Raw genomic sequence first — 25,837 nt, 5'->3', positions numbered from 1 at the left:
TGGAGACACACAGAAGACGGCGTTCACCCTTTGCATTTCTTGAGTATCTTTTCCCCTTGAGAAGAGGCCACCGCAGGTTGAGGAGTTACCGTGGTGAACGCTTGTTGATATACTCATGAAAGTCTTTATAATCACACTTAAGCAGACGGGTTACAGGTGACATGGGGGACTGCTTATCGGATGAACTATCAAATCGTGAACATCTCGTCGGAATATGATATTTATTATGCGTTAAGTATCGTTCGTCATTTTATGAGGCAGCTCCCTTTTTCCGAGGCAGATCAGCAGAAGGTTTTTGTCAGCGTTTCGGAGTTAACCCGCAACGTTCTGGATCACGCCTATAGCAAGGGCAAGTTTTGTTGTGAGTTGATGGATGACGGAATACGTTTTACAGTCACAGATGATGGTCCGGGAATTGTAAATCTGGATGAAGTCTTAAAGGGCAAAAGGACGTCGTGTACGCGTGGATTAGGTCTCGGTTTAGCCGGCGTGATGAGATTAATGGACGAATGTCGCATTGAGACTTCGACGAGAGGAACGAAAGTCGTTGCAGTCAAATGGGCAGGTAACAAGTAAAATATCACTTACAGATGATACATTAAGTCGTCTTGCATCCATAGGTCAAATTGCTGCGGGAATTGCTCACGAAGTCAGAAACCCACTAACGGCAGTCAAGGGATTTCTACAGTTGCTGAAAAGAGAGATTTCTCATAATTATTTAGATTTGGCTTGTGCAGAGCTGGATCAGGCGATTGCCACGTTGCACGATTTATTACAGGTTTCTAAGCCTGACTTGGAAGATGAACCTTATATTGCAATTCATCTTTGTTCGGAATTAGAGTCTTTACTCTATTTGTTTCAAGATCAAATTTATCGGATCCATATTGTGAAAAATTTCAAAGACAGCGATGAAGTCATCTACGGAAAGAGAAATCAGTTAAAGAAGGCACTTTTTAATCTCTTAAAAAATGCTTTTGAAGCCATTCCTAATGAAGGGACAATTACCATTGAGCACTACCGTAAGGGTGAGTTCATCTACGTCATCATTGGCGACACAGGGGTCGGTGTACCGGCAGAAAAACTTCATCTGTTGGGGACCCCTTTCTTTACGACCAAAGATGAAGGCACAGGAATGGGGTTAACGCAGGTATATTCGACCATCTATCAACATGGAGGCACGATTAATGTAAAGAGTGCAGAAGGAATCGGAACCACATTCACCATTCGGTTTCCAACTGAGATCATAGAAAACATTGGAGTGATTGATTTGGAACTTCAATATGTACATGGGCATAGTTTTAAGGAGTTTTTTATGATGAATCTGGATCGGTTCAATGAATTATTCGCTTTAGAGGCCAAATCTGTTATGCACCTCATTGAAGACTCCAAGTATAAAATCAATGCACCCGAGATTTTTGACAAAATCGCAAGACTTCTGGTGGAGGATAGGCAGCATGAACTGATCATATTGGCGAAAGAGATCGGAAAGACCGCGGCGAAGAATGATGTTCCTCTAATGATAAAGCTGGAATTGTCTCAGGCGTTTCGTAAGCTGTATTGGAATTTTTTGAGGTATTATTATAAGAATGTCGAACTTGATATGGAAGGATTCTTCGAGATCGGAATCAAGACAAATTCTATTTTGGATCTCTATATTTTCCATTATTTTTCAAGTTATTTGGAGTACAAGGATGAATTGTTGCGTTCCCATCGTGAAACGATTGATGATTTGTCGGTTCCAATCATTCCTCTATCCACTTCCATGGCGGTATTGCCCATCGTTGGCGTATTGGACACCTATCGGGCGAAAAGAGTTCAGGAACGGACATTGAGTCAGATCTCCAGCCTAAAAATACAAAAAATCATTATCGATTTATCAGGCGTTGCGTTCATGGATACGGCTGTAGTGGGACATTTGTTTCGAATTGTAGAAGGAATCGGTTTGCTCGGATGTAAGGCGATTGTCACAGGCATCCGCCCGGAAATCGCGAATACAATGATTGAACTCGGCATCCCATTTACTGACAAGGTTGAAACCAAGACATCTTTGCAGCAAGCATTAGATGAGTATTATTAAAGTACCTATTATCGCAAAGGGGTGGAAGCTGAGCCGGGGTCCGGACTCGTAACCTCGCCAGAGAACTGATGGAGCGCTGGTGGCGAAGAGAAGCCCATCAGCATCGACGCGTTGGCGCCGGTGTGTAAATCGATTTATCCTTGGGATAACAAGAACGGTGTACGCATTGTTACTCAATGCGTACACTGTATCCCGATAGGACGTGGTTTATGAACGATTGCGCAGATTCACAAGAACATCATCGAGAAGAAAGTTGTTTTCCAGCGTTGCTTCTTCCACTTCGACAATTCTACGATCTCGATAGTAGTTTGCTCTTGTAAATGGGTCACCCGCCAGTAATGCTTCTGCTTCTTCTTGTGAGTCGGCTTTCAAAATCATGATTGCCGTTCCGTCTTTGCAGGGACCGCACAAGGGGAGTTTGCCTTGGCGTTTGAGCTCTCCCAAATATGAGACATGCCCCTGGATGAGTTCTTCCGTCATCAAATGCCTCTGCTTATTCGACAAATGAACGATGAACTGTCTGTTCATTTCGCAGCCTCCTGTAAAATCCGATTCAATGTCTCAACCCGCTCTTTTAGTTGTGCGAACTCTCCGTTCAAAACCGTATTCAGTGTCTTGTCTGCCTCTATTAGCAGTGGGTACGCCTTGTCGCATGCCTCCTTCCCAGCATCGGTCAAGCTGACCAGAGTCTCTCGCCTGTTGTTAGGATTGAGAACCCGGTTGATCCATCCGTTACGTTCCATTCGGGACAGAAGTGTGGTGACGGTTGGGCGTTCCAGTTCAAGTAAATGACTGATCTCGCTTGGACTTGCATACTCCTTGTCACGCAGTACGCCAAGCACGTAAACATAGGAGGGAGTCAGCCCAAGTGGCTTAAGATAGTTCGCATACCACGCAAATACTTTCTTGCGTGCCTGTGTCAACTGGAACGCCAAACAGTTTGTGTAAATCTGTTGATGCTTCATGATTAGTATACTAACGATTAGCACACAAAGTGTCAATGAGAAAATGAGCCGACCCGGAATCCCTGAATGCACACTCCCCCATACCCTGACAACCCGTGTCGGCCGACGGATTCTATGAGTGCGCAGGGTTCGGGAAAGTCAACTCACCACGGGACGGTTCGCCCGCCGTCAGCGGAGTGAACAAAGCCTTTGTACTCGCGTTGACGGTGATGGTGACGAACGAGGTCTCCACGCGCAAGGTGGACAGAATCACAGGAAACGTGCGTGTAGTATTGCATTTTCAGACATAATCCGTGTGTTACAATTGTAACCAGGGGCGGGCTATGCAAAATAATAGGACAGGTTTGATTTGCGTAAGTCTGAGGAGTGGTACATATGCGGTACGTGGTGATTTCAGGAGGCGGAACCGGTATTGGCAGAGCAATAGCGGAGCGCCATGCCGCCGCTGGAGACCAAGTGATTTTACTCGGACGCCGGATGCACGTATTGGAACAAACAGTCGAATACATTGGCCATTCAATCGCGAAGGCACCCCGCGCCATTGCCATTCCCGCGGATTTGACCCGTGTAGACGATGTGGAGCGACTGAAGGCGACCTTGGACGATAAGAAGATCACGCACATCGATGTTCTCGTCAACAATGCGGGCGGTGCGGATGTCAGACACGCGGAAACCCTTTCGGACATCGCAGAGCAGTGGATTCAGGACTATAAGACAAACGTCCTGACGGCGGTGTTACTCACCTCTGCTCTTCGTTCTCGTTTGACGCGACCCGGTGGGCGCGTTATCAACATCAGTTCGATCGCCGCCGTACAAGGTGCAGGTGATTCGTACGCTGCAGCCAAGGCAGGGATTCTGGGCTGGACGTATTCGTTGGCCACTGAACTGGGACCTGAAGGTATCACAGTCAATGCGGTCGTACCTGGGTATATTGAGAATACAGAATTCTTCGGTGACAGAATGACGCCAGAGAGACATCAGCGGTTGGTGAATCGCACCGTGGTGGGACGAGCGGGTAGACCATCTGATATCGCCGAAACGGTGTTCTTTCTAGCGTCGCGTGAGGCTGAGTACATTACGGGACAGGTGTTGCACGTAAACGGCGGGGCAATTTATGGTCGCGCGTAAGGTGCTCTACTACAAGGTGCCGTTCAGAGCATGCGCGCTGAACGGCCTTTTGACATGTGAAGTCGTCGTGAGGAGCGATTGAGCATGAAATCGTTCGATTATCTGAGCGTGAATAAAGCAAGGTGGAACGAGCTGGTTGGTATTCACAGCAAGTCCGATGCGTATCGATTGAAAGAATTCTTGCGAGGCCACTCGACCTTGCGCCCCATCGAGCTATCGGAACTCGGCGATGTCCAGGGTAAGCGCATGCTACATCTTCAATGTCATTTTGGACTCGACTCTCTGTCGTGGGCAAGAGCCGGGGTGAAGGTAGTCGGAGTGGACTTTTCCGAGAAGGCCATTGAACTTGCCAGGAAATTGAACGACGAAGTGGGATTGGATGCCGAATTCATTTGCTGCGACATCCTATCTTTACCTGAAGTATTAACAGATGAGTTCGACATCGTGTTCACCTCCTATGGCGTGCTGTGCTGGATCGAGGACCTTAAAGAATGGGCGAAGGTCATAGCCTGCTTCTTGAAGCCGGGTGGAATATTTTACATCGTGGAGGAGCATCCGATCGCGAACGTATTTGAGGTCGGCGAGGATGGCTCTCTTGAGGGCAGGTACAACTACTTTTCCGACGGCGGACCGATACGCTGTGAAAATGACCGCACCTACACCGGTGATGACCAGGTGGTGCAAAATGCCGTTAGCTATCAGTGGGATCATACCCTTGCCGACATTTTTGACGCCATCCTGTCTGCTGGTCTACGGGTGGAACACTTTCATGAATTCCCGTACTGCATGTATGACAAGTATCCAGGTCTCATGGAGAAACACAACGACTATTGGTGGTTAAAGCAAGATCACCAAATCCCCCTGCTCTTCTCATTAAGAGCTATTAAATCTTCATGACGATTTATGGAATGTAGGGTGCTCAAGGGCAGACGACGATTCATACGCTCAGATGATCCTGCCCTTAACGGACATTCGCGTAGCATTTGCGAATGCCCTCGTGTGCAGTGTTCATGTATAGAGAATGCCGCGTTTTCCCGCATACGCGGGAAGTCGCTGATGATCCCGGCGGTGCGTGCCGGGAGAAGGACAGGGAAAGTTATCACTCATCCGCCCGCTTACATCAGCAGCTTCTCCATCCACATGACATCCACCCATTTTCCGTCCAATTTCCCGTGGTTCCGAAATACGCCCACCTCGCGAAGCCCCATTTTCCGGTACAGCGCTTGTCCGGCGGTATTGAATGGAAAGGTGCCAAGCACCAACTTATGAAAGCCGTTCTCACGGGCGAATACCTCTAATTCGCGGAGGAGTGCTTGTCCCACGCCCTGTCCACGCGCCATGCCCGATGAATGTATATTGACAGTTCCCCCACGCCTGCATACGCGCACCGGTGAGAATACGGATGCAAGTCGGCCCAGCCGATGACCTCATGGCCGTGCTCTGCAACAAAAACCCTGTAGCGACCCGTGTGTTTGTGGAACCAATCCTCGATGTAGGCGGTATCTTTGGGGTCTTGCTCCAAGGTGGCAATCCGATCCTCGATGCCCTGATTATAAATGGCCAAGATCGACGGGAGATCATCTTTTACTGCGAAGTGCACGGTGGGATTCACCACTTTACCTCTGCCGAGTTCATCTTGGAGAAACGCCCGTACGCGGTCACCAATCGCATCGCGCACTTCGCGAAATTTGTCCAAAACCTCGGCCTCCGTGCCTGTGGCCCTTGCCGGATCCGGAAATCCCCAGTGCAGCCGCTTCACGTGTGGCGGCGTCACGGGACAGCGATCGTTCGCGTCGCCGCACAGCGTGATCACGTAGTCCGCCTGTCGCAGCAGCTCCGGGTCAATCACCTTGGACTGATGACGCGAGATGTCGATGCCTACCTCGCGCATGACCTCAACAGCCCGCGGATTCAAGCCATGGGCTTCGACGCCAGCGCTGTGTACCTCGACCCTGTCGCCGCCAAGGTGGCGTGCCCATCCTTCTGCCATCTGACTACGGCAAGAATTGCCTGTGCAAAGAAAGTAGATGCGTTTGCGCGACATGTGCACTCCTCCTCGTTATGACAATCCTACTGTCCATAGGTACAATCCGCACAACGTCACAAACAGGGTGGGGAGCGTTAGGACGACACCGGTTCGAACATATCTTCCCCAGGTGATGGAAATGCCCTTCTTGTTCAAGACGTGCAGCCACAGCAGGGTCGCGAGCGAGCCGATGGGTGTGATTTTGGGGCCGAGATCGCAGCCGATGACGTTGGCGTAAACCAACGCCTGCTGCATGGTTCCAGTCGCATGAGCCCCGTGGATGGCCAAGGCGTCAATCATCACGGTCGGCATGTTGTTCATGATGCTGGACAGGATGGCGGCGATGAAGCCCGTCGCCATGGTCGCCGCAAAGACCCCGTCGTGGGTCGTTGCCTGAATCACGTGGCCCAGCAGGCTTGTCAACCCCGCGTTTCGTAACCCGTAGACCACGACGTACATCCCGATGGAAAAGACCACAATAGCCCATGGCGCGTCACGAATCACCGGCCAAGGTTGAATCACCCGTGTCCGTGCACCCACAATAAGAAACACCCCTGCAATGGTGCACGCTACCAACGAGACGGGGAAGTGCAGCGTTTCCGTCAGGATGTAACCCAGCATGAGGGCCGAGAGGATGACCCAGGAGAGCCTGAACATTCCTTCATGCACAATGGCACCAGCGGGGTCCGGCAGGTTCAACGGGTCGTACGTTTCAGGAATGTCGGACCGGAAGAAGAGATACAGCACGAGGATGCTCGCGGCCAGCGAAAACAGGTTCGGCACGACCATGTGCGCCAGGTAGCTCACGAACCCGATATGAAAATCGTCCGCAGAGACGATGTTCACCAGATTGCTGACAACCAGCGGGAGCGACGTGGTGTCAGCGATGAAACCGCTGGCCATGACGAACGGCAGCATCCGTTTTGCATCGAACTTCAGGAGCTTCATCTTCTCCAGGACAACCGGGGTCAGAATTAACGCCGCGCCGTCGTTGGCGAAGAAAGCAGCCATGATGGCACCAAGAAGGGTCACATAAAGAAACAGCCTGCGCCCGTTGCCGTGCGCCGCTTTCGCCATTTTCAAAGCGGCCCATTCGAAAAAGCCAGCCTTGTCCAGGATGGTGGAGATGACGAGGATGGCCACAAACGCAAACGTGGCGTCCCAGACAATTTTGGCCACTGCGAGCACGTCTTGGAACGTGACCACGTGGAATGAGAGCGCGAGCAGGGCGCCTCCCAGAGCGCTCCATCCGATAGAGAGTCCTTTGGGTTGCCAGATGACGAAGACCAGTGTGAGGACAAACAACGCGATCGCAAGATACGTCATGCTGTGTCTCCTTCGTATTTGGGAGCAGGTGGGGCGCCGGACGGCGCCCGCGGCATCTGGGATCAGCTTGCGCAACAGGAAGAAGAACTTCCGGCTGGTGTGCAGCATGTTGACTTTACGGGAGGTTGCACCCGGTTCGAGTCGTATCCCTTCCGGTCATCTTCCTGGTCCAGGACGACAAATACCTCCCAGCGGTTGCCGTCCGGATCGGTGACCCAGACCTTGTCCTGCAGCGCATAGCAGCATGTGGTGTTCATCTCATCGAAAGTGGCAAGCCCAGCGGTTTCAAGCCGCTGTTTGGCGGCAAGGACATCTTCGGTCGAACTGACCTGAAGGCCGAGGTGGTTCAGCGCACCCGCGTCTTCGTACGGGTACTCGTTGATGGTGAAATTCAGCGGCGGCTGGTCCACGTCGAACTTTGCGTAGCCGGGGCGCACTCGAACAGGATCGACACCGAACAGGTTGCGGTAGAACAGAAGTGACCGGTCGAGGTTGCGCACGTTGATGGCGACATGCGGCTTCAAGGCTGGCATGGGCAACATCCTCCTTGGACACCGGAATCATTGTCTGCCGATGGATACAGTTCGGTTCTCAATGCATCGACGAGTTCGTCCAGGGCCTCGGGGTTCGGAAAGTAACAGGTCCAAGGACCTCGTATCTCCTTCCGGACCCATCCCGCTTTCTCCAAAACCTTGAGATGATGTGAAACGGTCGGTTGGGAGAGGCCGGTCACCGCAACAACGTCCGCGACACAACAGCCGTTCTCATACGCTTCGATCCGGTCGCAACAGGTTCCAATCGCCCCCTTCGCCATGATTTGCAGAATGGTAAAGCGACTTTTGTCGGCCAGCGCGCTGAGCCGAGCGAGTACCGTATTCACATCCATATTCATCACCATCGATATCGATGTTTGTGGATATGATAACGCCGACTTGCCCCATTGTCAATGAACCTTCATATGGGGCGCTCGTGTTGATGAGCCCTCACGCAGGGTGGGGCAGATACAGGGCGCTGTTCTCAGCACATGGATGAGTGCCACGACGTCGGATGTACATATCAAAGGGATTCCTAGAAGTGCAAGGATGGGGATGGTCCGTACGCAGCCAGTTGCACAGAACAATGGGATGACTTGCTTCGACATCCATTGCGGCCTCGTGCAATACCTTTAGGCCCTCATAGGCCCTCACGTAGGAAATCGGCTTGATCTTCTTTGATGCAGATCTTGGAAAGACAGTTTAAAGTGCACTCGTGTTCATAGAAGCCACCAGTGCCTCCTCTACGAAGAATTTTGTGTCACTTACGTTGACTGGCACTCGGTGGCCTTCTCGTCCATTCAAGTAGCGAATTTACATCACGACCTGTGCCTTTAACTGCGCGGGTCAATCAGGATAAGAGTGTGGTAGAGTTACATGGAAAATTTCCTCATCGTGCTCTTTAGCGCAACGGTCCATTGTGTGTATGATGGAGGTTGTGTCGACTGCTCGGCCGAGCCGAGCGATGCTTGTTCACAAGGAGGCATGACTGATGCAGAAAGTATTGGCTGGTCTGACAGAAGAGATTGCTCAACATCGCAAGCCATCCTATGAAGTTCCTCCTCTCTTTCTGAACCGGTGGTCACCACGCGCGTATGCTGAACGCCCCGTGGCCGACGAGTTGCTGTTTCAGGTTCTCGAGGCGGCGCGCTGGGCTCCGTCGAGCTACAATGAACAACCGTGGCGTTTCATCATTGCGCGCACGGAGGAAGACCGGAGATTGTTCTGCGAGTTCATTCACCCGCGGAATGTCATCTGGTGTCAAAAGGCACCGGTATTGGCCCTGCTTGTATCGCACACACGCTTGAAGGATGGGCTCCCGAACCGCAAGCACGCCGTTGACGCTGGAGCCGCTTGGGCATCGCTGGCACTGGCAGCGACGGAATTGGGACTGGCGACGCGCGCGATGGGCGCCTTTGACGCAGAGAAGGCCCGCGCGTTGTTGGGCATTCCCGACGAGTATGAACCACAGATTGTGATTGCCATCGGTTATCGAGGTGACGCAAACGACCTGCCGGAAGAGTTCCAGGAACGGGAAAAGCCAACCGACAGGCGCCCGCTGGCAAACATGGTTTTCGAAGGCCGCTTTGGTGGTGCAGTTGACGGCTTGAAATGACGGCGTGTCTCCTGGGCGGATGCTCCTGCAGTGGCCAAGGGAGATGGTCGTTGGACGGATGGAGAACGCGTTGAGCAGAACGGCCGGCAAGCCACTCGTTCCACGCGGAAGGCGCTTTTTTCACTCGCGCACTCTGGTGTAGAATGGGGGGGCAAGGTATAATTTCTGATCACGCACCTGAACCGGGATTGGGTAGCTAGGGTTCCGCTTCGTGCCGTGGGCGCGAAGGTCTGTGACCGAGGGCTACAGTCCGGCCTTTGGTCGGATGCACCTATTGGCACAAAAGGCCCGAGGGGGAAGGTTCAGCGCACTGTCGTGCGCTGTTCTCCTCCTCGGGCTGTTTTTCGTATGGGAGGTATGCAATTTGCACCGAATCGACGAAATTCGCCCAGGGGTAGCGATGATCATTTTTGACGAACAGGGCAACGTGCTGTTGCAAAAACGTTCGGATGTCGGGTTGTGGGGAATTCCGTCCGGTCACATTGAGCCTGGAGAAACCGCGATGGAGGCGGCGATCAGGGAGGTCCGCGAGGAAACGGGTCTTCACACAACGGTCAAGAGGTTCATTGGCGTGTATTCCGATCCAGCGTCACAGGTGTTCACGTATCCCAATGGGCGAGTCGTTCATTTTGTGACGCTCTGCTTTGAGATGCGCACGGTAGGAGGCGTGTTGTCCACCGCCTCACCAGAAACGCTTGATGTGCAGTTTTTTGCCCCCTGTCACTTGCCGAAAGACTTACTCCCTATGCACCCGACGTGGTTATCTGATGCCCTTGCGAGGACAGAAGCGGCATTCATCCGATGAGAAGGTCCGCGTTTGTTTATTGGACATCCAACCGTTCCCGTGTACGACGGCGACGAATAGGATGGGACAAGTCTGCGGTGCATGCCAATACGCTATCCGCCCAGCAGCTCACCTCCTTTCGGAAGTCACCGCAGACCGCGGCACGGGGACCCATCGGTGGTCCCCGGACCGTCTTTTCCGCGTTCCCTTCCTCCGTATGGAATGACAATGGACCAAAATGGCTTGTCATCGCCTTCGGGACAAAAGCGTCTCGGGCTTATGCCCTGCATCCCTCCACCGAAGGAAGGAGGGATCTTTCGCGCCCACTTTGATGATGAAAATTCAATCAATAAGTTAAAATCGTAAATCTATGTTACTTTCTGTTGAAACAGTTGTGATTTCATTTTGGAACATGCTGAACGCCCCAAGGATTCTGCTTGAGAAGTATGTGCTTCCCTTCGGGACACGCGATGGCACGTATTTTGCTACAGGAAGAACAAGGGGGCCTCTTTATGGAATTGCGCGATTTCAGGCATCGGGGGTGGCATTCATGTATGCGCATTCAGGACCAGGGGTATGAAACGGTGAGGTCGCCAGCAAGCGGGCGTGGACACTCCGGTCATCTGGAGTTCAACATCTGAGGGAGGAGTGGATCCTGTATGCAGCCAACGGGAACAACCATGCAACGGCGGACAAACGCGCGTTGGGTCATCGCGGTGCTGATGTGGGCGGCCATCGCGATCAACTATATCGATCGCACGAACCTGTCGGCCGCGGCACCTGTGATTCAACAACAATTGCACATCAGCACCGTTGAAATGGGTATTGTCATGTCCTCATTTTTCTGGACCTACGCTTTCTTCCAAATTCCGTCCGGTTGGTTCGCGGACCGCGTCGGGCACCGGGTCAGTCTCGCTTTCTCCGTGGCCTGGTGGTCCCTCATGACCGCCTTGACGGCGGCGGCGCGCGGTTTCGGATCCCTCATCGGGATCCGCCTGCTGTTGGGTCTCGGAGAGGCGGGCGCGTATCCGAGCAACGCCGGCGTCACGGCCAAGTGGTTTCCGGACAAGGAACGGGCGCGGGTCTCGGGGCTGTTCGACAGCGGGTCCAAGGTCGGGACGGCTGTCGCCATGCCGCTCATCGTGTTTCTCATGTCCCGATTCGGCTGGCAGGTGCCCTTCATCTGAAGTGGTACGAGCTATTCCGGTACCGCAACATCTGGGCGATGTGCGTGGGCTTCTTCACACTGAACTACGCCATCTATTTCTTCATCACCTGGTTCCCGGCCTACTTGGTCAATGAACGCGGCATGAAGATGATGACCATGGGGTTTGTCGCGATGATCCCGCCGCTGGTGGGACTCGTCGCCGAGCTCATCGCCGGGTGGACCATGGACGCGCTGTTCACCAGAGGGTTTTCCCTGACCGTCGTGCGCAAGACCCACCTGGTCGGGGGCATGGTGGTCGCCTCTTCGATCGCGCTGGCCGGCTTGGTACACTCCGCGGTTTTGGCCGTTGCCCTGCTGGCGGTCTCGTACGGCGGGCTGGAGTTCGCGGCCTGCGCCATTTGGTCGTTGCCAGGCGACGTGGCACCGAGGAATATGACTTCCACGGTCGGCGGCATCCAGAACTGCGCTTCCAACATCGCCGGCATCCTCGGACCCATTGTGACGGGAGCACTTGTGGCGCGCACCCACTCCTTTATCCCAGCCCTCGTGGTGTCCGGGATCATGACGGTGGCGGGCGCGCTGACTTACCTGTTCTGGCTCGGCAAGGTGGAGCCGATCCAACCACGACGCCTCGCGACCGCGGAGGGTGTTGCCCGCGTGGAGTCGTGACTGTGGCGAAGCTGTGCGCCACGGGAACACCGCCCAAGTTCAAGAAGTTCAAAAAGAGCGCGCCGCCCGTTCCCGGGCGGCCCTTTTTCTGATTCCGTGTCAAGTTCCGGTAGGTGAGACTTCGACGCCATCACAGGTGATCCGAATCCCACGTGCGGACCAATATGGGGCAAACGCGGGAAGGGAGGTTTGCGCAACGGCCATTCATGTAGAACCCGAACTCATTCAGCGGCTGCAGGCACAGGACGACACGGCGTTTTGGGAGCTGTATGGACGAACCGTGACGGATGTCGCCAGGCTGGTGCACTATCTTCTGGAAAATCCGTCTGAACTCGAAGACGTTGTCCAGGACATCTACGTCGCGGTGTACCGTTCTTTACCGCAGTTCGATCCGGCCCGGCCGTTCGGCCCCTGGCTCACGGGGATTGTCCTTCGCCAGGTCAGCGCACATCGGCGAAGACAGTGGCGGTTGGGCAAGCTGAAAGATGCTTTGGTTCGCCGTGCGGGTGCGCAGGTCGGCGGATTTGAGCCCGACATCGCGGAGGATGTTACGCGGTCTGTCGAATGTGAAGCGCTGGTCCAGTCCATCCGCAGCCTGCCGCCCAAATTGAAAACGGTGATCGTCCTGCATTACCTGCACGATTACACACGCGGTGAAATCGCGGAGATGCTGGGGATTCCGCCTGGCACGGTCGCTTCACGGCTCCGGCTGGCGCTGGGCATCCTGCGCAGGAAACACGGACACCGAGGATCGGAAGGCGGGGTGGAGGAACATGGATTTTGAGGATGGCGTTCGGTGGGCGCTCCAACGGGATGCGATGCGCATCGCGGTCGATGGGGCAACGAAACGGCGAATGGCGGAGCGGATCGGCGAGGCGTTGGCGAAACGGGACGAGCCACAGGGCAGGTGGCGCAAGATTGTCATCGGCACCGGGCTGGCCGGCGTCCTGCTGACTGGTGCCAATACCGCGGTGTGGGCTGCGACGGGGCGAAGCCTCCTGGATGTCATTGTGCAGACCCATCGTATCGCCGCCGGTGACGGCATGATCTCGGGTTGGACGTTCATCCCGGCGGGAGGGACCTCTCCGACGGCCGATCAGCCGCCGGTGGGAGGTGGCGGATCGCGACCCCAAACCGACGATGCGGCGGCGTCGGTGCCGACGCCTGGAACGGGAACCCATCCTGGGGGGCCGGGGCCGGTGCCCATGCACGCGCAGAAACAGACGCCCGGCGTGTCCGCGGATGGCAAGCATTTCACGGACAATCACTACAGTGCGGCGCTCAACGATTTCCTCGGGACAGACCGGTTCCCGAAATTGGACATGGACGGCGCAGAGGTGAGCTGGCTGGAGGCCAACATGAAAGACAAAACGGCCGGGCAATTTGACCTGGACGTCACAGGCGTGATTCCGGTCAACGGCTTGCGCCACGCCATCCGGATGGTGCTCTATCACAATCAAGCGGGATCGTTCCAGATAAACGGGGACACGTCGGCGCCTGGAAACGCGAAGCGCGAGGTGAAACTGAACGGCCAGGATGCGACGTACGTCACGTTCACCAATGGGCACGCGACACAGCGGTATTTGACATGGAGTCGAGGACCGTGGGTGATTCTCCTGACGGGAGACGTGCCGGAAGATGTGTTCATGCAGATTGCGCAGCGTGTGGATGGACAGGCGACAGCGGAGGGGTGACGGTGGTCGTGAAGTGTCAACTTCTGTGAGGAGCGAGAGGTTCGAGGCTGGCCAGCGTTCTAGTCCTTGATGGAGTCGCCCCGACGGGGTATTATTGTCATCCGATGCATGGTTATCAACTGAACAACGCACATTTGAGGAGGAGCCTGTCACCCGGGCTCCTCCTTTGTTTGGGCAGGGAAAGGGGGTTGACATGCATTCGGCGGAAGTTGTACTGGCGCAAGCGTTTTTGAAGACCATCCTTCTTATCTTCGTGTTTGGTACCCTGGGTGGAAAACTTGCTCAGCGGTTGGGCATCCCGGATGTGGTCGTGTACGTGGTGGTTGGCATTCTCATCGGTCCGCCTGTACTTGGCCTTGTAAGCATCCCATCTGGATCGGTTGTCTATCAGGTCATTCTCATCAGTGGCGCGTCCTTCATCCTGTTTCACGGCGGTTTGGTGACTCAACTCGCGATCCTCAGGAACGTGTGGCGGAGCATCGTGCTGCTGTCCACCATCGGGGTGTTGGTGATCAGCGTGATCGTGGGTCTGGCGGCAAAGGTGGCTTTTCAGATCCCGATGGTGATTGGGTCGTTGCTGGGGGCCATCGTCGCTTCGACGGATCCCGCCGCCTTGGTGCCGATCTTTCAAAAGGTTCCTGTTCGCGCAAAGGTGGCCCATACCGTGATTTCGGAGTCGGCCTTCACGGACGCCACCGGAGCCATTTTGACGACGGTGGTGCTCGGGTTTTGGTCTGCACATCACGTGGGGACCTTGTCGCTCGGCGTTCAGTTCATTCAATTGGCCTTCGGTGGCATCCTTGTGGGCGGGGTGAGCGGATGGGTGGCCGCGTTCCTGATTTCTGAGAACGATCGCGGTCTCCTTCGCGAATTCACGCCCATGGTGGCGGTGGTCTGCGTCTTGACGAGCTACGTGGTGGCAGAATGGATTCATGCCAGCGGATTTATGAGCGTATTTACGGCGGGTCTCGTCTTGGGGAATGCCCAGGTCTTCAGGTTGACCATTTTGGAGAAAGAGGCTCGGACGGCGCACGAGTTCATCGAAGCGGTCGGTCTAAAGTTTCGCATGTAGGCCCATCTTTGTAATATTGGACAGCCAGGTCGACGTCGCCGCGCTGGCGCGGATCGCGGGACCAGCCCTGTTGGTGGCCGTCGTGTTCATGTTTGTCGCCCGGCCATTGACCGTGTTGGTTTCGCTCCTGCCCGATCGCCCGGCAAAGTAGAAGCGTAACGAGGTACTGTTCTTGTTCTGGACTCGGGAAACCGGGGTTGTACCGGCGGCGCTTGTCGGCATTGTGGAAGGATCCGTGCCGGAATACGGCAGTCTCTTGTCCGCTGCGGTGTTCGTTCTCATTCTTGCCACTCTGGTGGTACAGGCCAGCACGAAGCCTTGGGTGGCGAGGCGGCTCGGCGTGCTTGAACCGCGTTTGTGAAGGAAAGGGCGGTGTGCGCCCAGCTCGTTTCACTCCCTATAATGGGGAGATTGACGAATGTTAAATGATATAGGATTATGTTAGAAAAAACAAATTCATATTGAGTTAACCAAGGCAAACTAGTGGAAACGCTAGGACGCAAAATTACGGGTCTACGGGCACAGGTGCCTATGATCGCCGGATTGCCACTCGAATGGAATAGGGCGCCCTGCAAGTAAAGGGGGCTTTGTGCATCATTACGGGTGAGGGTGAACGACATGGAGAAGGCAAATGGTTATATCTTTAACAAAAGTAAAATAACCCCTCCGGGGGGGGGGGGGGGGTATAAATCCCCTACTAACCCATATAATGACAATGACGTCCGGCGGAGTGTAGATGAGGTTCTCCAACACGAAACCCTTGACGTGGTGTATCAGCCCATCGTGAATCATGCCGAGGGCGTGCTGTTTGCTCACGAGGCACTCAGCAGACCTCGGTCCGGCGGACAAGCCATTCTGCCGGATGCGTGGTTTCGTGCTGCATATGCATGCAACCGCTCGGCAGAGGCCGATTTGTTGGCTCTCACCACCAGCGTACGTCTCCTCAGAGCGCTACCTCATGAAATCAGATCCATACCCCTCTTCGTCAATGTCATGCCGAGCAGCCTCGTTCAGGAGTCTTTTGTCGAAGGGATCCAGTATTTGTTTACGGAGGGACTTTTTGATCCGCGTCAACTGGTCATCGAAATCGTCGAGTACATATCATACGATCCCGGTTTGCTGTCGAAAAGAATGAAACCTCTGACGTCGCTCGGTGTTCGGATTGCCCTGGACGACGTCGGTGCCGGCAACACCAGTCTGATGGCGCTGCTGGCCTTCGAACCCGATTACGTCAAAGTGGACCGTGCATGGGTTCAAGGGATTTCCACATCTTGTGCGAAGCAGCGATTTCTATCCCGTCTAGTGAGGTTTATGGAGTCCGGCAATTCAGTCATCGCTGAAGGCGTTGACAACGACCAAGATCTTGCTGCCATTCGGGAAGCTGGCGTCAACGTGAGCCAGGGATACTATTGGTCACGCCCGTTGTCGGTGAATGATCTGTCGGACCTTCTTGGTGAAATTGAGAGAAAGAGGGCCGAGTTGGTGGATTGTGCCCGGCGTGGGAATGGCTCATTGACCGATGAGGCGCTTCTAAAGAAGAGTCAAGAACTCGATGTTCTGGTAAACCTGTACCACCGACTTCTGAGAAGGAAATGACAGACTTCACCAAAGTCGCGTTGTGTCGGCGGAGCGGCACTTCATGGTCATGGGGGGCGAGAGAATGTGCTCCTTCCTGGAGAAGGTAAAACATTGGCTTTTCAAACCTGGCATGTCAAGTTCTTCGGAACTGGAGATACATCCCGTCGACTCCTTGCACGTCGATGAAGAGATACGAAGCGTGCAGCATGGGACGGTCACTGTGGTGAATAATCGACTTCTCGTCACCGACCCTGACGAGGAAGGTTCATTTGCGACTGTCGTCATCCCCGACGACCCGCGGCTGAACGTTGTGATTGACGGAGAGAAATGCGTCGGGGAAGTTGTCGTTCATGCCAATCAACACATCGAAGTATCGCTGGCCAAATCTCCACCGGCCGTCCGGTTTTCGACGAGAGTGCTCAAAGACAACATGGCAGTCATCGGGAGGACGGATGTAACCCCTGGTGAAGAGCATCGTCTCCGTGATCTGGAGCGGGTTCATCGCGCGGTACTTGAAATCGAAACGAGAAAAGTGCTTCCCAATCCGTTGAACGTTGGAGAGATCATCGCGCAGTTGGAGTCGGCGGGATATGTGGGCGTACTGGACAAGAAAGCCATCGAAACCATTGCTCAGGCAAAGGAGACGGTGGAGTGTATCGTGTTGCGGGGAACGCCCCCCGTTCCAGGCCGGGCGGCTCATTACAGGCAGGTTGAACTTCCGAAGGTATACGATCCCCTGCAGCGTCGGATGCGCGTCGCAACGGTTGCCATTGGTACCACAATCGCCGTGTTGGAACCGGAAATACCAGGTACGCCCGGGCGGGATGTGTTCGGCCGGGAAATTCCATGTCCGGTACATCGCGCATTGCCGGCTCTCGGCGACGGTGTGATTGAACTCAATGATCGGCTGGTGGCAGGTCGAAGTGGGCGAGTGGTCTTTACGAAGAATTACATCGACGTCATTCCGGAGTTGGTGATTCCCCATGACCTGTCGAGCACCGACGGGAAGGTTGAATTCGACGGGGACGTGGTCGTGCTTGGGTCGGTACTCGATGGAAGTTACATCAAGGCTTCCGGAAGAGTTCAGGTGTACGGTGGCGTGATGGGTTCCACGGTGATGGGCGAACGTGGTGTGTTCGTGCGGGAGGCCATCGTGGGCGCCCAGGTCGTGGCGGGCCCCTCGAGCATGGTGTACACAACGCTTCATTCGAGACTGAGACAATGTTTGACAGCGTACGAGAAGTTCCAAGCGGAATACCGAGTATTGCTGGAACACGCCAAGAAACGGATCGATCAGCAGAAACGCCTGAGGCTATTGGCAAACGCACTGCTCACCGCCCGTCATCCGGATTTGGAACGTCTTCTGCAAGCGATCTGTGATGATCCGGATGGACTGCTCAAGACAGATGGTCGATATCGGCAGATTGTCGCGGAGATACGCACAAAGTGGTTGGGCATTGGCCGGACGAACATCACGGAACAGAATGTGAAGGCCCTGCACCAAATGTTGGTGAATTACGTCTCCCATATCGAATCGATGCAGCAGGCTGAATCGGCGATGGTGAAAGCATCCAGTGTTACATCGAGTTCGGTGAGGGCTTCCGGGAGCATTGTAATTTCGGGGGCTGGTTCCTATGCGAGTTCTTTGGAGGCTGGGAATGCCATTGTCGTACACGGTAGCGTGCGAGGGGGATTTCTTACAGCGAGACGTTTGATCGACATTCAGGAGTTGGGTACGCCATTCGGGACTGAGAGCAGCGCCAAAGTGGAAAATCCGTCCGGCAGGATTCGGATTCGAATTCGACATCCGAACACGTTGTTGCAGGTGGGTGACACCCGACATCGGAATTTAGTAGTGGAATACAACACCGTGTTGCTGGAGGAACGAAATGAAGATCCGAACACTGCTGGTGGACGATTCGCCTGAGACATTGGAGACCCTGTCTCTGATGTACGCATCACATCCACAATTTGAAGTGGTGGGAGCGGTTCACACTGTGTCGGAGGCCGTGGGATTTTTGAAAGAGAAGGCTGTTGAACTGGTATCGATTGATATCCAGTTGCGCTTTGGCAGTGGATTTCAACTTTGTGCTCATGTGCACGAGTACTATCCTGAGGTGTTTATCACCATGTGTTCCGTGGAAGGCCGGGATCTCTATCAAACGTTGGCCTATCAGAACGGTGCGCACCATTTCTTGACCAAACCCATCACTCGGCGAGACATCGACGACTTGGTGATGCGTTACACGGACTTCAGACACCGAGTCCATGAGTCGGAAACGCATAGGAGTCATGATGAGGTATGGATTGGGCAGATCCTCGCAGACTTGTTACACCAGCGGGACGGGTGATGATGTCCGGGGCGTGACGGGCGCCCGTGTCTCGTCACCGCGAGAAGGCGTGGTCTGCGGATCCGAGACCGCCTTGGCCGTGCGATCGTACATGCGAATAAGGGGCGGCCAGTTGCCGCGAGGGAAAGGCGCGAGTCGGGCAACTGGGTCAGGTCGATAATGTGGTGTAAATTCGTCCCTCCCTTTAGGATGAGTTATGTCAATCAATTTTCCTGATGTTGGCCTTCTCCTTCGCCTTCTTCGCCTGTTCCTCACGCCAAGCCCAGTACTCGGTCATGTCGAAGTATCATCTCCTTACGCCGCATTCTTCCTTTGTCGGAAGGAGAGCGGCGATCTTTGTCTTGATACGCGCAGAATCCATTCGCAGTGACTTGATGTCCAGCACGGCACCAGGAGCGCGGATGGAGATGTATTTCTGCAAATTGTCACACCGCATTCTTCTGCACCTTTGACTTGCGGACAACAACAAGGGGCGAGATGGGCACATTCATACCATCATCCTGCGAACCCATCATCGCCAGGCGGTCGGTCCTCGTCAGAGGAAACTCATCCAACGCCACCGCGGTCTTTCGGGGCGGGAAGGGGATTGAACCAGAGCGTCGCCACACCGCCCTCGTCGGCTCGAATGTGGCCACGGAAACAAGGACAGGAGCGGCTTGACTTTGTATCAAATGACTTAATACAATTTCAACAGAGGTGAGTCAGGTGACGTTGGATCCCCCTTGGCAGCCGCCGGCCTGGTCGCTTGATCCGAGCCGGCCGCTGTACGAACAGATTTCCCGCCTGATCCGTACCGAGTTGGCGTGTGGCCGCCTGGCGCCTGGAACAAGGCTCCCGCCGGTGCGGGAGTTGGCCGTGCACTTGCGCGTCACCCCGAATACGGTCATGCGCGCCTACGTGGAGTTGGAGCGGGACGGATTGATTCAGACGTTTCGGGGGCAGGGCACGTTCGTTTCGCGGGATCCGAGTGTGGTGACCGCCAGCCGGCGTGCGCTCGCGCGGGAGGCGGTGTCGTATGTGGAGCGGATTGCCGAGTCGATGGGGATGTCTGTCGAAGCGCTCATCCGGCTCGCCAAAGGGGAGGACGAAGGAGGCGATAGCGCGTGACGAGGGTCGCAGAACGGTATGCTGAAGCGGCAGGCGAAGCGGCAGTGGTGTGCCGTGATGTCCGGTTTCGCGCCGGGACGAAAGAGATCTTGAGCGGGGTCAGCCTGACCGTCCAACCCGGGGAGATTGCCGGGGTGTTGGGGCCGAATGGCGCGGGCAAGTCGACTTTGTTCCGAATTCTCTCAGGCATTGTGCCTCCGGACGCAGGTTGGGTGCGATTGTTCGGCCGTCCGGCTGGCGTCGGAACGCTGTCAGACACCGCGCTTCTGCCCGACCGGTCAAGGCTGCCGGGGTGGCTCACCGTGCGCGAGTGGCTTGGGTTTGCGGCGCGGATATATCCGGATTGGGATCCGGATCGCGCGGCGGAGCTGGTCGACCACCTGCAGGTGCCGCTGGAATCTCGCATATCCACCCTTTCACGTGGGCAGGACGCCCGGCTGCAGATGTTGACCTGTCTGGCGCGGAGGGCGCGCGTGGTGCTGTTGGATGAGCCGTTTGCGGGTGTGGACCTGGTATCCCGGGAGCGCATCGCCACCTCGGTGGTGCGGGAACTGGCCTCGGGTGAGCGCGCATGTCTGATTGCCACGCATGATGTGCGAGAACTGGAACAGCTGTTTGACCGCATCGTCCTGTTGGACCGGGGGCGGGTGATGACGGAGGAATCGGTGGAAGCGTTGAGGGCCAGGGGTATCTCTGTGGAACAGCGCTACAGGGAGGTGTTCGGGGCATGAACGGGTGCGTGGAGCCCGCGGATCCGCGAACAGGGGAGCCGCCGCGAACAGGATTCGGCGCCCTGCTGGGATTGGAACTCAGTCGCCGGTTCGCACGCCGGCCACTGTCGAAGAAGGACGGGCAGAGGTCCTTGGGATGGGTGTACACCTTGTTGGTGCTGCTCTTGGCGGTCTATGGGTTGGCGCACACCGTGGGGAGCGCCGAGACGCTGGTGTCGGGCGCGTGGAGCATGTGGTACGTGGGGCTGATGTCGATTGGGGTGTCCATGGGTCCTGGGATTGTCCACCGCAGGAGTGTGGATCACTGGCTGGCGTTGCCGTTCCCGCGCTGGCAATTGGTTCTCGCGAAGTGGTTGGCCATCGTGTGGTCGGGGCTGACGTGGCTGCTGGGCGTCACAGCGCTGGCGGCGGCGGTTTGGGTCGGGGCCTTGCACGTGCAACCGGATCTCGAGACGAGAGTGGCGGGTGCCACGGCAATCTTCCTGCACAGGTTCGTGTTGGCACTCGTGGTCTTGCCGGCAGGTTCCGCATTTGCGCTGCTCCCCTTGGCGTTCGAGGGCGGTTGGGGCCGGTGGTTTCGTTGGGTGGCACCGGTTCTGCAATGGGGCGTGCTGGGATGGGGCATGCTCGAGGGACGCGAACTTGGGGCAGGCGGCTGGGCGACAGGGACTTGGCTGTACCAGTGGATAACGGCTGGGATCGTCTGGGCCTTAGGTTTGTTATCCCTCCTGGTGGTGAGTGCGCGGCTGCCTGGCCTGGCCCATGGGCGGGGGTACGCGGAGAGCGGTGGTTCATCCAGGCGTGGGCTGCAGCGGGCGAAGGCCTTAGCGAACAATCGAATGGAAAACCGTCGGACGAACACTCTGCCCCAATCGCGAGGCGAAGTGCCGAGGGCGCTTCGCTGGATGGAACGTGTCATCGGGCGGCCGGCTCCGGCTTGGCTGTCGCTGGCTGTGCTGTTTTTTCAGCGAGACAGGTGGTTTGGCGATACAGCCCATGGGAGGATGTCGGTGGCGGTCATCGTGTTGCCGGTCGTCGTGGCCGTCGCGGTTTGGTTTCTTCCGGTCCGGCAGGTGGTGCAGGACCCCGCCACAGCGATCCTTCTGGGCAGTGTCCTGTGGACGTGGGGATTTCTCGGCCACACGCGCCGAATCCTGCGTGAGAGTTCAGGCTGGCTGCTTGCCGTACCGGTTCGGCGCGAAATCCTCCTGTGGATGTTCGCGTTGGCCGATGTGGTGCGCATGGTGGGGTGGTGGTTGTTACTGGAGATGGGGTTGTTGGTTGGGCTGGTTGCACACGCCGTGACCCATTCATTACCGGAACGGCTGTTCCAGTGGTCGCTGCTGGCGAGTCTCCGCAGCGGGCTGCTGGTGATTCTGGCGGTGCCCCTGACCTGGCTCGTCCCGCTCGGGTCTTCCTTTGCCCTGCGGGGGGCTTGGCGCATGCTGATGTTGTTCGAGTACGGCGGCATCCTGCTCCTGTTTCCGGCCAGTACCTGGGTGCTCAAAGTTGGCGTGCTCCCCGACGTGGACACGGGACAATGGCCGCACGGGTACGGTTGGCTTGTGCTTGCGGTGGTGACGGTGGGGATTCCGTTGGCCATCTGGAGCGTGCGCGCGGGAGCGAAACGGTTGCACACCGTGATCGTGGAAGGCAGCGCATTGGCTCCGCGGATGTAGGTGTTTGAATGGGGCGCCTGGACGGGTTGGATCGTTGCGAAAAGTTGCCATAGTCATATATATTATTGACAAGAGCAGATATTACGAATTCGTTCGGAGGGTTGAGCGTGTCAGAGACGAGTCTTGAGGACCGGGTTGCCGCAGTTCGGCGCTTTAACCGGTTCATCACGAGGCAGCTCGGTGTCTTGAGGGAGGGTTTGTTGCACACACCGTACTCCGTGACCGAGTCGAGGATCATCTATGAAATCGCAAATCGGGACAACGTGATTGCCGCGGACTTGTCCAGGGAATTGGGACTGGATCCCGGGTATCTCAGCCGCGTGTTGGACCGTCTGGAACAACAGGGATTGATTCAACGGCTCCCTTCCACATCGGATGGACGGCAGCGCCTGCTTCGTCTGACGGCGGCGGGAGAAGACGTGTTCTCCCTGTTGGACACCAGATCACGAGAAGAGATTTCGGAGATGTTGAACCACCTCTCGGAGCCCGATCAGGTCCGCCTCATTCAAGCCATGAATACCATCGAGCAGTTGTTGGGTGAAGGGTTCAAATACGCGCAACCTTATGTTTTGCGCCAACACGAACCGGGCGACATGGGCTGGGTCATTCACATGCACGGTCGGCTGTATGCACAGGAGTACGGCTGGAATGAAGAGTTTGAGGCCTTGGTCGCCCAGATTTGTGCCGACTTCCTCAAGCATTACAATGCCGACAGGGAACGTTGCTGGATTGCGGAAATGGATGGACAGATTGTCGGTTCCGTGTTTGTCGTGCGAGGCAGTGAGGAAGTCGCCAAACTTCGTCTCTTGTTGGTGGACCCGAGGGCTCGCGGACTGGGATTGGGGAAGCGCTTGGTCGACGAATGCATTCGCTTTGCGAGATGCAAGGGATACAAGAAGTTGGTGTTGTGGACCAACAGCGTGCTCGCGGCAGCGAGGCACATCTATCGGCAGGCTGGATTTCAACTCGTCAAGGAGGAGCCGCACCATAGTTTTGGTCATGATCTGATTGGGGAAATCTGGGAACTGTCCCTGTGAACGGGTGTTCCGGAACAGCAAGGTCCAGAATGCAGAAAGGACGTGAGCAGATGAACATGCGTATCCGAGGTGTGACCTACGACGTTGGAACACCCGTCATCAACGGCGGGCTGACCCGCGAGAATCTGCCGCTCGATGTGGTGGAACGGGAGATGCGGGTGATTGCCGAGGAATTGCACTGCAATGCCGTTCGAATCACCGGTCAGGACATCGGGCGGCTGAAGTTGGCAGCCGACGCGGCGTCCCGACAGGGATTGGCCGTTTGGCTCTCACCGGTGCTTCACAATGCGGATGAGCAAGAGACATTCCGTCACACGACGGAAGCTGCCTCCGTCTGTGAGGAACTGCGCAAGTCGGGCAACCAGGTGGTGCTGGTCGTCGGATGCGAACTCAGCGTCTTCATGTCCGGTGTGATCCCGGGAGACAGCATGCTGGACCGTTTGGGGGTGTTGTTCGATCCGTCGCGTTGGACCGCTGACTTGTTCGCAAACGGATCGCCGGAGGAACGCTTGAATGCGTTCTTGGCCCGTACCGCGAAGGAAGCGCGTCGCCACTTCGGCGGGCCAGTGACCTACGCGTCGGGGCTCTGGGAAGACGTCGACTGGGACCCCTTCGACTTCGTCGGCATCGACGCGTACCGCGATGGGAGCAATGCGGACCGTTTCCGCGACATCATCCGCAACTACCGGAGGTTCGGCAAGCCGGTCATCGTGACCGAATTTGGCTGCTGCACGTATGTCGGCGCAGAAAACCTCGGGGGGATGGGGTGGATGGTGGTCGATCGCGCTGCCACACCTTGGCGGCTGAGCAAACCGCTCGTGCGTGATGAGAGCGTGCAGGCACGATACCTGACCGAGATGCTGGATCTGTTCGAGGGTGAAGGCGTCGACGGTGCCTTCATCTACACCTTTGTCAGCCCCAGCTATCCTTCCAGTGACGACCCGATATACGACTTGGACACCGCCAGCTACAGCCTGGTACGCACCTGGCCCGCCGGCAACGATTCGGCTTCTCGGCATTCGTCGTGGGAACGCAAGGAAGCATTTCACGCGGTCGCGGATCGATTCGGTCAATACGCCGCAGAATGAGCAGGGGTGAAAAGGCCCGAGGGAGAAGGCTTCGCGTGCGGGTCACGCCGGATGCCTGTCTCCTCGGGCCATTTTCTTGGTCAGTGCTGGCCCTCGGTGTGGATCTGCCATGTGACTCCGAACTTGTCGGTCACTACGGCGTAGGCGGGACTGAAAAACGTCTCTTGAAGGGGCATGCTCACCGAGCCCCCCTGCTGCAGGGCTTCAAAGAAGCGTCGCGACTGCTCTTTGTCGTTGGTCGAAATACAGATGGTGACTTGATTCCCGGACTGAAAAGGCTGACCGGGAAACGTGTCGGACAGCATGAGTGCGCCCTCGCCGATTTGCAGGGTCGCATGCGAAATGCGGTCCCTTGCCTCCGCGGGCAGTGGGAATTCCGGGTGTTCCGGCATTTCGCCGAACGTTTGCTTGAAGATGATTTTGGCGTCCAGCGCCTGTTCGTAAAAGGCAATGGCTTCACCGGCGTTTCCGTTCATGATCAAATAGGGGGTCAACGTGACTGCCAACGTGCACCGACTCCTTCGATTTTTTTCAAGGTTTTTGTTCCGCATGGCACAGCCTGTCGCCTGCATTCTACACGAACGAGCGTACGCGCGCAAAGGTATGGACTGATTCGTGGTCATTGAAGTGGGGGGGTGCTGTGTAAACACATGTTTACAAAGACCGCCCTCTGCGGTATGATGCAGGCAGAATCTGTCGAAGGGGGAATGCCCGGTGACCGAATTTCGGAAAAAGTTGTTCCGGGGCGCGAAGGTCGAAGACCTGATTCACGATTTGGATGACCTGTCCCAAAGCTGCGAACGCACCGCCATTCAAGCGGACGATCCGTTGAAACGGCGATTCTATGAGGGGATGTCCGTCGCCTACTATCTGGTGTCGCAGAAACTGAAGGGCAGATTCGAGTATGTGGAGGAAGAGGTGGTGAACCACCTGTACACCGGCATGCAGCGGGCGGAGGCGCTACGAGCTTCCGCGGAACAGGCGCAACGCACGCCGGCAGGAGGGCGCGTGTGTTCCTTCTGCGGACGCGGAATGGACGAGGTGGGCCCGTTGGCGCCGGGCCCGGGTGTGGCCATCTGCGGCCCGTGCGCGGAGTTCGCGAAGGAGGTCATTGCGCACGGGAACGATGCGCGGGTCTAGGGCGATGGGTTGCCTCTTCGATGAGGCTCGGATGACGGTCCGCCACCGCTGTGGGCGGCACGGCAGCGG

At 56.1% G+C, this 25,837-nt stretch carries 25 protein-coding genes, 3 pseudogenes and 1 riboswitch; of the genes and pseudogenes, 20 read left to right on the top strand and 8 right to left on the bottom strand.

Annotated features, from left to right (window positions below):
* Positions 1-180 precede the first annotated feature (180 nt).
* Both BM357_RS05455 and BM357_RS05450 read left to right on the top strand, forming a co-directional pair.
* Positions 181-576 (top strand): ATP-binding protein, encoded by a 396-nt coding sequence (locus BM357_RS05455; protein WP_074950403.1) that lies wholly within the window; start codon positions 181-183, stop codon positions 574-576.
* A complete protein-coding gene (locus BM357_RS05450) occupies positions 548-2,077 on the top strand; it encodes an ATP-binding protein (RefSeq protein WP_074950401.1) in 1,530 nt (509 codons plus the stop codon). The genes BM357_RS05455 and BM357_RS05450 overlap by 29 nt, the downstream gene beginning before the upstream one ends.
* 207 nt (positions 2,078-2,284) lie before the next feature.
* Here the strand turns inward: BM357_RS05450 and BM357_RS05445 are convergent, their stop codons facing one another.
* Positions 2,285-2,605 (bottom strand): YciI family protein, encoded by a 321-nt coding sequence (locus BM357_RS05445; protein WP_074950399.1) that lies wholly within the window; start codon positions 2,603-2,605, stop codon positions 2,285-2,287.
* The gene (locus tag BM357_RS05440; protein ID WP_139234575.1) at positions 2,602-3,042 is read right to left on the bottom strand and encodes a MarR family winged helix-turn-helix transcriptional regulator; all 441 of its coding nucleotides are present in this window, start codon (positions 3,040-3,042) and stop codon (positions 2,602-2,604) included. The genes BM357_RS05445 and BM357_RS05440 overlap by 4 nt, the downstream gene beginning before the upstream one ends.
* Before the next feature lie 375 nt (positions 3,043-3,417).
* Here BM357_RS05440 and BM357_RS05435 point away from each other — a divergent pair, with 375 nt between their 5' ends.
* Both BM357_RS05435 and BM357_RS05430 read left to right on the top strand, forming a co-directional pair.
* On the top strand, positions 3,418-4,170 hold the full coding sequence (locus BM357_RS05435; RefSeq protein WP_074950395.1) for an SDR family NAD(P)-dependent oxidoreductase: 753 nt from the start codon (positions 3,418-3,420) through the stop codon (positions 4,168-4,170).
* Between the two features lie 84 nt (positions 4,171-4,254).
* Complete coding sequence (locus BM357_RS05430; RefSeq protein ID WP_074950393.1) at positions 4,255-5,067, top strand: class I SAM-dependent methyltransferase; 813 nt, start codon at positions 4,255-4,257, stop codon at positions 5,065-5,067.
* 218 nt (positions 5,068-5,285) lie between these two features.
* Here the strand turns inward: BM357_RS05430 and BM357_RS05425 are convergent.
* The 5 genes and pseudogenes from BM357_RS05425 to BM357_RS20570 form a co-directional block, all read right to left on the bottom strand.
* Positions 5,286-5,785 (bottom strand): annotated as a pseudogene (locus tag BM357_RS05425) (arsinothricin resistance N-acetyltransferase ArsN1 family A).
* A gap of 21 nt (positions 5,786-5,806) precedes the next feature.
* Positions 5,807-6,214 (bottom strand): annotated as a pseudogene (gene arsC, locus BM357_RS05420) (arsenate reductase (thioredoxin)); the annotation flags it as partial.
* Positions 6,215-6,229: 15 nt separating this feature from the next.
* The gene (locus BM357_RS05415; protein ID WP_074950391.1) at positions 6,230-7,522 is read right to left on the bottom strand and encodes an arsenic transporter; all 1,293 of its coding nucleotides are present in this window, start codon (positions 7,520-7,522) and stop codon (positions 6,230-6,232) included.
* A gap of 62 nt (positions 7,523-7,584) precedes the next feature.
* Positions 7,585-8,055, bottom strand: coding sequence for an ArsI/CadI family heavy metal resistance metalloenzyme (locus BM357_RS05410; protein WP_074950389.1), 471 nt, complete (start codon positions 8,053-8,055; stop codon positions 7,585-7,587).
* Positions 8,043-8,336 (bottom strand): ArsR/SmtB family transcription factor, encoded by a 294-nt coding sequence (locus BM357_RS20570; protein WP_425426515.1) that lies wholly within the window; start codon positions 8,334-8,336, stop codon positions 8,043-8,045. The genes BM357_RS05410 and BM357_RS20570 overlap by 13 nt, the downstream gene beginning before the upstream one ends.
* Positions 8,337-9,046: 710 nt before the next feature.
* Between BM357_RS20570 and BM357_RS05400 the strand changes: the two genes are divergently transcribed.
* The 15 genes and pseudogenes from BM357_RS05400 (at position 9,047) to BM357_RS05330 (ending at position 24,628) form a co-directional block, all read left to right on the top strand.
* Positions 9,047-9,670, top strand: coding sequence for a nitroreductase family protein (locus tag BM357_RS05400; protein ID WP_074950385.1), 624 nt, complete (start codon positions 9,047-9,049; stop codon positions 9,668-9,670).
* Positions 9,671-10,034: 364 nt separating this feature from the next.
* On the top strand, positions 10,035-10,475 hold the full coding sequence (locus BM357_RS05395; protein ID WP_074950383.1) for an NUDIX domain-containing protein: 441 nt from the start codon (positions 10,035-10,037) through the stop codon (positions 10,473-10,475).
* A 638-nt stretch (positions 10,476-11,113) separates the two neighbouring features.
* Positions 11,114-12,291, top strand: a pseudogene (locus BM357_RS05390) (MFS transporter).
* Complete coding sequence (locus BM357_RS05385) at positions 12,269-13,075, top strand: sigma-70 family RNA polymerase sigma factor (protein ID WP_083430213.1); 807 nt, start codon at positions 12,269-12,271, stop codon at positions 13,073-13,075. The pseudogene BM357_RS05390 and the gene BM357_RS05385 overlap by 23 nt, the downstream one beginning before the upstream one ends.
* Positions 13,065-13,985: a hypothetical protein gene (locus tag BM357_RS05380; RefSeq protein WP_074950381.1), complete on the top strand. Its 921-nt coding sequence runs from the start codon at positions 13,065-13,067 to the stop codon at positions 13,983-13,985. Before BM357_RS05385 ends, BM357_RS05380 begins: the two co-directional genes overlap by 11 nt.
* Positions 13,986-14,178: 193 nt before the next feature.
* Positions 14,179-15,057 (top strand): cation:proton antiporter domain-containing protein, encoded by an 879-nt coding sequence (locus tag BM357_RS05375; protein ID WP_139234574.1) that lies wholly within the window; start codon positions 14,179-14,181, stop codon positions 15,055-15,057.
* Between the two features lie 172 nt (positions 15,058-15,229).
* Complete coding sequence (locus tag BM357_RS18920; RefSeq protein WP_083430211.1) at positions 15,230-15,418, top strand: hypothetical protein; 189 nt, start codon at positions 15,230-15,232, stop codon at positions 15,416-15,418.
* A 103-nt stretch (positions 15,419-15,521) separates the two neighbouring features.
* A riboswitch (cyclic di-GMP riboswitch) is annotated at positions 15,522-15,608 on the top strand.
* A gap of 67 nt (positions 15,609-15,675) precedes the next feature.
* Positions 15,676-16,653 carry an EAL domain-containing protein gene (locus tag BM357_RS05370; protein WP_074950479.1) on the top strand — a complete coding sequence of 326 codons (978 nt, stop codon included), beginning with the start codon at positions 15,676-15,678 and terminating at the stop codon, positions 16,651-16,653.
* A 181-nt stretch (positions 16,654-16,834) separates the two neighbouring features.
* The gene (locus BM357_RS05365; RefSeq protein WP_175511448.1) at positions 16,835-18,562 is read left to right on the top strand and encodes a FapA family protein; all 1,728 of its coding nucleotides are present in this window, start codon (positions 16,835-16,837) and stop codon (positions 18,560-18,562) included.
* Positions 18,525-18,986 (top strand): response regulator, encoded by a 462-nt coding sequence (locus tag BM357_RS05360; RefSeq protein ID WP_074950377.1) that lies wholly within the window; start codon positions 18,525-18,527, stop codon positions 18,984-18,986. The genes BM357_RS05365 and BM357_RS05360 overlap by 38 nt, the downstream gene beginning before the upstream one ends.
* Positions 18,987-19,691: 705 nt before the next feature.
* Entirely contained in the window at positions 19,692-20,093 is a 402-nt protein-coding gene (locus BM357_RS05350; protein WP_074950372.1) for a GntR family transcriptional regulator, read from the top strand.
* The gene (locus tag BM357_RS05345) at positions 20,090-20,824 is read left to right on the top strand and encodes an ABC transporter ATP-binding protein (RefSeq protein WP_074950370.1); all 735 of its coding nucleotides are present in this window, start codon (positions 20,090-20,092) and stop codon (positions 20,822-20,824) included. The genes BM357_RS05350 and BM357_RS05345 overlap by 4 nt, the downstream gene beginning before the upstream one ends.
* Positions 20,821-22,503, top strand: coding sequence for a hypothetical protein (locus BM357_RS05340; RefSeq protein ID WP_074950368.1), 1,683 nt, complete (start codon positions 20,821-20,823; stop codon positions 22,501-22,503). The genes BM357_RS05345 and BM357_RS05340 overlap by 4 nt, the downstream gene beginning before the upstream one ends.
* A 200-nt stretch (positions 22,504-22,703) precedes the next feature.
* Positions 22,704-23,540 (top strand): bifunctional helix-turn-helix transcriptional regulator/GNAT family N-acetyltransferase, encoded by an 837-nt coding sequence (locus BM357_RS05335; RefSeq protein ID WP_245783850.1) that lies wholly within the window; start codon positions 22,704-22,706, stop codon positions 23,538-23,540.
* Between the two features lie 50 nt (positions 23,541-23,590).
* Positions 23,591-24,628 carry a glycoside hydrolase family 113 protein gene (locus BM357_RS05330; RefSeq protein WP_217647669.1) on the top strand — a complete coding sequence of 346 codons (1,038 nt, stop codon included), beginning with the start codon at positions 23,591-23,593 and terminating at the stop codon, positions 24,626-24,628.
* A gap of 80 nt (positions 24,629-24,708) precedes the next feature.
* On the opposite strand, the gene BM357_RS05325 is transcribed toward BM357_RS05330, so the two are convergent.
* Positions 24,709-25,134 (bottom strand): VOC family protein, encoded by a 426-nt coding sequence (locus tag BM357_RS05325; protein ID WP_074950364.1) that lies wholly within the window; start codon positions 25,132-25,134, stop codon positions 24,709-24,711.
* Positions 25,135-25,342: 208 nt separating this feature from the next.
* Here BM357_RS05325 and BM357_RS05320 point away from each other — a divergent pair, with 208 nt between their 5' ends.
* Positions 25,343-25,768, top strand: coding sequence for a ClpX C4-type zinc finger protein (locus tag BM357_RS05320; protein WP_074950362.1), 426 nt, complete (start codon positions 25,343-25,345; stop codon positions 25,766-25,768).
* The last annotated feature ends 69 nt before the right edge of the window (positions 25,769-25,837 follow it).

Source organism: Paenalicyclobacillus macrosporangiidus, from assembly GCF_900116805.1.
In the GTDB taxonomy this organism is placed as follows: domain Bacteria; phylum Bacillota; class Bacilli; order Alicyclobacillales; family Alicyclobacillaceae; genus Alicyclobacillus_H; species Alicyclobacillus_H macrosporangiidus.
The sequence above is the reverse complement of the archived record's forward strand: the minus strand, read 5'-3'. Positions and strand labels throughout refer to the sequence as shown.